Annotated in this window: 5 protein-coding genes and 7 tRNA genes; all 12 read left to right on the top strand. The window is 66.3% G+C overall.

Annotated features, from left to right (window positions below; translation table 11 throughout):
- A partial coding sequence (locus tag AACZ35_RS11240) for a regulatory protein RecX (protein ID WP_339829278.1) occupies positions 1–432 on the top strand: 432 nt, incomplete at its 5' end.
- Positions 433–539: 107 nt separating this feature from the next.
- Positions 540–3209, top strand: a complete 2670-nt coding sequence (alaS, locus tag AACZ35_RS11245; RefSeq protein WP_339829281.1) for an alanine--tRNA ligase — start codon at positions 540–542, stop codon at positions 3207–3209.
- Positions 3210–3348: 139 nt separating this feature from the next.
- Complete coding sequence (gene csrA / locus AACZ35_RS11250) at positions 3349–3567, top strand: carbon storage regulator CsrA (protein ID WP_339829283.1); 219 nt, start codon at positions 3349–3351, stop codon at positions 3565–3567.
- Positions 3568–3622: 55 nt separating this feature from the next.
- A tRNA-Ser gene (locus AACZ35_RS11255) sits at positions 3623–3715 on the top strand.
- 132 nt (positions 3716–3847) lie between these two features.
- Positions 3848–3924, top strand: a tRNA-Arg gene (locus AACZ35_RS11260).
- Between the two features lie 133 nt (positions 3925–4057).
- A tRNA-Pro gene (locus tag AACZ35_RS11265) sits at positions 4058–4134 on the top strand.
- A 69-nt stretch (positions 4135–4203) separates the two neighbouring features.
- Positions 4204–4280, top strand: a tRNA-Arg gene (locus AACZ35_RS11270).
- Between the two features lie 38 nt (positions 4281–4318).
- Positions 4319–4395: transfer RNA gene (locus AACZ35_RS11275), tRNA-His, on the top strand.
- 52 nt (positions 4396–4447) lie between these two features.
- Positions 4448–4523 (top strand) — tRNA-Lys (locus AACZ35_RS11280).
- Positions 4524–4554: 31 nt separating this feature from the next.
- Positions 4555–4639, top strand: a tRNA-Leu gene (locus tag AACZ35_RS11285).
- Positions 4640–4727: 88 nt separating this feature from the next.
- Positions 4728–5924, top strand: a complete 1197-nt coding sequence (gene tig / locus AACZ35_RS11290; protein WP_339829285.1) for a trigger factor — start codon at positions 4728–4730, stop codon at positions 5922–5924.
- Positions 5925–5949: 25 nt separating this feature from the next.
- On the top strand, positions 5950–6251 hold a 302-nt coding region (locus AACZ35_RS11295; RefSeq protein ID WP_339829288.1), incomplete at its 3' end, for an ATP-dependent Clp protease proteolytic subunit.

Below are 6251 nucleotides of genomic sequence, written 5' to 3' on the forward strand. Positions count from 1 at the left end.
CTCCTGGTTCGGCGCGAGCACTCCCGCCGCGACCTGTCCCGCAAACTGGCGCAGCGCGGCGTCGAGCCAGCCGAGGCCGATGCCGCCGTGGAGCGCCTGGCCGAGCAGGGCTACCAGGACGACAGCCGCTTCGCCGCCAGCTTCGCCCGCGACCGGGCCAGTTCTGGTTACGGCCCGGTCCGCATCCGGGTGGAACTGGCCGGCCATGGCCTGGGCGAAGACGCCATCCAACTAGCCCTGGACGCCTGCGAGGCCGACTGGCCGGCATCCGCCCGGCGCCAGGTCGAACGGCGCTGGACGGCCAGCGTGCTGGCCGATCCCGACCGCCGCCGCAAGGCGGTCGAATTCCTGCTGCGCCGGGGTTTCGACCAGGACAGCGCCTGGGCGGCCGTTCGCGGTCGGGCCAGGGATGAAGACGAAGACGGGTTTTAAGCGGTTCACCGGGGCAGGGTGGGTCCGGCTGCGCGCCCCGGGCTGGTAATCTTGTGGGTCTGGCCGCACCTTCCAGGCGTGGCCCCCGACTTACTGCCAGCCAGCCCATGACCAAGACCAGCCACCAGATCCGCCAGGATTTCCTCGACTTCTTCAAATCCAAGGGCCACCAGGTCGTGCCCTCGAGTCCGCTCGTGCCCGGCAACGACCCGACCCTGTTGTTCACCAATGCCGGCATGGTGCAGTTCAAGGACGTGTTCCTGGGCGCCGAGAAGCGCAGCTACACGCGGGCGGTGTCCTCGCAGCGCTGCGTGCGCGCCGGCGGCAAGCACAACGACCTCGACCAGGTCGGCTACACCGCCCGCCACCACACCTTCTTCGAAATGCTGGGCAACTTCAGCTTCGGCGACTACTTCAAGCGCGAAGCCATCACCTGGGCATGGGAACTGCTGACCGAAGTGTGGAAGCTCCCGAAGGAGCGCCTGCTGGTCACGATCTACCACACCGATGACGAAGCCTTCGACATCTGGCACAAGGAGGTCGGGCTGCCGGCCGATCGCATCATCCGCATCGGCGACAACAAGGGCGCGCCCTTCGCCAGCGACAACTTCTGGCAGATGGCCGACACCGGCCCCTGCGGCCCCTGCAGCGAAATCTTCTACGACCACGGCGAGCACATCGCCGGTGGCCCGCCGGGCAGCCCGGACGAAGACGGCGACCGTTTCATCGAGATCTGGAACAACGTCTTCATGCAGTTCGACCGCCAGGCCGATGGCACGCTGCTGCCGTTGCCCGCGCCCTGCGTGGACACCGGCATGGGCCTGGAACGTCTCGCGGCAGTGCTGCAGCACGTGCACAGCAACTACGAAATCGACCTGTTCCAGCACCTGATCAAGGCCGCCGCCGCGCTGACCGGCAAGCAGGACGACCTGGAGAACAAGTCGCTGCGCGTCATCGCCGACCACGTGCGCGCGTGCAGCTTCCTGGTCGTGGACGGCGTGCTGCCGGCCAACGAAGGCCGGGGGTACGTGCTGCGCCGGATCATCCGCCGCGCCATCCGCCACTTCTGGAAGCTCGACGGTCTGGCGCCCGAGGGCAAGTTCTGGCGCATGGTGCAGCCGCTGGTCGAGGTGATGGGCGAGGCCTATCCGGAGCTGGTTGCCAAGCAAAAGCTGGTCGAGCAGGCCCTGAAGGGCGAGGAAGCCGCGTTCGCACAGACGCTCGACGCCGGCATGACCCGCCTGCAGGACTACCTGGCGGCTTCGGGCAACCGCATCCGTGGTGACCAGCTGTTCCAGCTGCACGACACCTATGGCTGCCCGCCCGACCTGATCGCCGACCTGCTGCGCGAGAACGCCGACAAAGGCTGGGCCCTGGCGGACGGTGCGCTGGACGAATACGACACGCTGATGGACCAGCAGCGCGACCGCGCCCGCGCCGCCAGCAAGTTCGCCGGCGGCGTGGCCCTGCCGGCCGAGCTGGTTTCGGGCCTCAAGCCCAGCGAGTTCCGCGGTTACGAAGAGCTCGAAGCCGATGGCTGCCGGGTGGTCGCGCTGGTGCGCGACGGCAAGCCGGTCGAAGAAATCGCCGCCGGCGACGAGGCCGTGGTGCTGCTCGACGGCACGCCTTTCTACGCCGAGTCCGGTGGCCAGGTCGGTGACACCGGCACGCTGCTCGATTCGCGCGGTACCCGCTTTGAAGTGGCCGACACCCTGAAGCTTTCCGGTGTTTTCCACGGCCACGTCGGCAAGCTGCTCGCCGGCTCTCTCAAGCGTGGCGACCTGGTGTCCGCGCGCGTCGATCCGGCCCGCCGCCAGGCCACGGTGCTCAACCACTCGGCCACCCACTTGCTGCACGCCGCGCTGCGCAAGGTGCTGGGCGAACACGTCACCCAGAAGGGTTCGCTGGTTGCGCCCGACCGCCTGCGCTTCGACTTCGCGCACTTCCAGGCGATCACGCCCGAAGAGCTCGCGCGCATCGAAGCGATGGTCAACGAACAGATCCGCGGCAACGCCGAAGCCGAGATCCACCAGATGGGCATGCAGGAAGCCATGGACTTCGGCGCCATGGCCCTGTTCGGCGAAAAATACGGCGAACGCGTACGCGTGCTGCGCATGGGCGATTTTTCCACCGAACTGTGTGGTGGCACCCACGTGCACCACACTGGCGACATCGGCCTTTTCAAGATCATCAGCGAAGGCGGCGTCGCCGCCGGCGTGCGCCGCATCGAAGCCGTCACCGGTGAAGGTGCGCTGGCGCACATCGCCGAAGAGGAGCGCCGCCTGGCCCAGGTTGCCGGGCTGCTTGGCGGCAGCCCGCGCGACGTGCTCGACAAACTCGCGCAGCTGCTCGAGCGCCAGAAGAAACTCGAGCGCGAACTCGAATCGATCAAGGCCAGGGCCGCCGCCGGCGCCACCGCCGACCTGGCCGCTTCGGCGCCAGAAGTGGCCGGCGTGAAGATCGTCGCCGCGCGCCTGGAAGGCCTGGACGCCAAGTCCCTGCGCGACGCGGTGGACCAGCTCAAGTCGCGCCTGGGCGACGCGGTGATCCTGCTGGCCTCGGCCCAGGACGGCAAGGCGTCGCTGGTGGCGGGCGTGCAGGGCGGCGCGCTGGGCAAGGTGAAGGCGGGCGAGCTGCTTTCACACGTTGCCGGCCGCATCGGTGGCAAGGGCGGTGGCCGCCCCGACATGGCCCAGGGCGGCGGCAGCGACGGCCCGGAGCTGCTTGCGGCGCTGGCCGACGTGCCGGCCTGGGTCGCCCAGAAACTGGGTAGCTGATCACGCCTGCCCGGGCCTTCGTTGCGCCCCGGGCGGCGGAGAACTATCCTCCGGGGAGTGTCGCGCGTCGTGCGCGGCCGGGGAACCGCGGGTCACGCACCATGCGGGCCGGTGCAGGGACGTATCGGGAGGGAAGGGGATGCTGATTCTGACGCGAAGGGTGGGAGAGACCCTGATGATCGGCGACTCGGTCACCGTGACGGTGCTGGGCGTCAAAGGCAACCAGGTCCGGATCGGCATTACCGCGCCGAAGGACGTTGCCGTGCACCGCGAAGAAATTTTCCAGCGCATCCAGAAGGACGACGTGCCGGGCTCCGGACCGGGCGACGCCGATGCGGGTTTACCTAAGCCGGGCTGAAGGGCTATCCTATGCGGCCGGATTCGCCCGAAAGGCGGATCCGGGGACTGTTTCCGGAGTGATGCCCGAGTGGCTGAAGGGGCTCCCCTGCTAAGGGAGTATAGGGTCAAAAGCCTTATCGAGGGTTCGAATCCCTCTCACTCCGCCAGGTCGATGGATCGCCGCCCAAGGGCGGCGATTTTTTCGCCCCGGCAACAGGTGGTGGCAGCTTGGTGCTGCGAAAAAGTTGTTACGAAAGTATTGACGGTTTCGCTGTAGTGCCCCATAATTTCGCTTCTGCGCGCCCGTAGCTCAGCTGGATAGAGCACCAGGCTACGAACTTGGTGGTCGGGAGTTCGAATCTCTCCGGGCGCGCCACTATTCGAAACAGGGTGCTTCGGCACCCTTTTTCATCGGACGACGGGGGGCGCGGCGCATTGCGTCGTATTCCCCGCCGGCCGTACAGTGAGACTCCTTGAGGCGTGCCGGTCCGGGCGTCGGGCTTCACCGCCGGGGTATAGCTCAGCCTGGTAGAGCGCCAGCTTTGGGAGCTGGATGTCGTGGGTTCGAATCCCTCTGCCCCGACCAGGCCGTTCTGCCCCGGACCTGCGATCCGCATGGATGCGGCGTGCACCAGACCGGTATCATCCCGGCCAGGCGCCCGTAGCTCAACCGGATAGAGCACCGGCCTTCTAAGCCGGCGGTTGCAGGTTCGAGTCCTGCCGGGCGCGCCAGGTGGGCAAGGTGGCGAAGGCAGGGTTGTTTTACATTGGTGGATGTAGCTCAGTTGGTTAGAGCATCGGATTGTGATTCCGAGGGTCGCGGGTTCGAGTCCCGTCTTCCACCCCAGTTCCAAGCGCGGCATAATGTCGCGTCGCAGCCGCTTCGGCGGGAAGATAACGGGCCGTTAGCTCAGTTGGTAGAGCAGTTGACTCTTAATCAATAGGTCGTAGGTTCGAATCCTACACGGCCCACCATCTTCCCCAAGAATCGATCCCGCGCGGCGTTGCGAAAGTGGCGAAACTGGTAGACGCGCTGGATTTAGGTTCCAGTGGGGCAACCCGTGAGAGTTCGAGTCTCTCCTTTCGCACCATCCGGCAACGGAGGCGCGGGGACGAGCCGAAGCTCCGCGGGTTTTTTCATTTTCGCGCCCAATCCAAAGGCGCGTCGCAGGAGTGAACATGCAAGTCTCGCTTGAGAATACCGCCAACCTGGAACGTCGCCTCACCGTCAGCCTGCCGGCCGACCGTCTCGAGGGCGCCGTCGGCAACCGTCTGCGCGAGATCGCGCGCACGGCCAACATCAAGGGCTTCCGCAAGGGCAAGGTCCCGACCAAGGTGATCGAGCAGCGCTTCGGCCCGCAGGTCCGCTCCGAGGCCTACGGTGACCTGGTGCGCGAAAGCCTCGGCGAGGCCATCCGCCAGGAGAAGCTGCAGGTTGCCGGCAACCCGGAAATCAAGGCCGAACCGGAAGGCGAGGGCGGCGAGATCCGCTACACCGCCACCTTCGAAGTGGTCCCCGAATTCGGCGAGATCGATCCGGCCAAGCTCGAGATCGAGCGCGTCAGCGCCACCATCGAAGAGTCCGACATCGACACGATGATCGAAACCCTTCGCCAGCAGCGCCGCAGCTGGGAGCCGGTCGACTCGAACGTGATGTACCCGGAACTCGAACAGCGCCTGGCCGGCATGAAGGCCGGCGACGAAGCCGAGTTCGAAGTCACCTTCCCGGAGAACTGGCGTAACGCCGACCTCGCCGGCAAGGCCGCCAAGGTCGCCGTCAAGGCCATCAAGGTCTCGGCGCCGAAGCTGCCCGAGGTCGACGAAGCCTTCATCAAGAGCTTCGGCATCAAGGGCGGCAAGCTGGAAACCTTCCGCAAGGAAGTGCGCGCCAACCTCGAGCGCGAGCTCAAGGGCAACCTGATGCAGCGCCTGCGCACCGAAGTGGCCAGCAAGCTCGTCGCGGCCTACGCCGACGTCGAACTGCCGCCGCGCCTGGTCGAGGCCGAAGCCCGCAACATGGCCGCCGCCGCGCAGCAGCAGGCGCGCCAGCAGGGCCAGGCCAACGCCACCTTCGAAGCCGCGCAGTTCAAGGACGCCGCCCACAAGCGTGTCGCCGCCGGCCTGCTGGTGGGTGAAATCGCCCGCCAGAACAAGCTCACGCTCGACAACAAGCGCCTGACCGAAACCCTGCAGCTGATCGCCTCGACCTACGAGGACCCGGCGCAGGTGGTCGACCTGTACCGCAACGACGCCAACCTGATGTCGGGCCTGCGCAACCGCGTCATGGAAGAGCAGGTGATCGACTGGATCGCCGAGCGCGCCAAGGCCACCGAAAAGAGCATCAGCTTCACCGAACTGATGCGTCCGGCCGCCTGAGGCGGTCACCAAGGAGGAATCGCGAATGGATCCGATCAAGGGCTTGAACCTGGTGCCGATGGTGGTCGAACAGACCAGCCGCGGTGAACGCGCTTACGACATCTACTCGCGACTGCTCAAGGAACGCGTCATCTTCCTGGTCGGTCCCATCGACGACTACATGGCCAACGTCATCGTCGCCCAGCTGCTGTTCCTCGAAGCCGACAACCCCGAGAAGGACATCAGCCTGTACATCAACTCGCCGGGTGGCATCGTCACGTCCGGCATGGCGATCTACGACACCATGCAGTTCATCCGCCCCGACGTGAGCACCATCTGCGTCGGCCA

The organism is uncultured Arenimonas sp. (assembly GCF_963976025.1).
GTDB lineage: Bacteria > Pseudomonadota > Gammaproteobacteria > Xanthomonadales > Xanthomonadaceae > Arenimonas.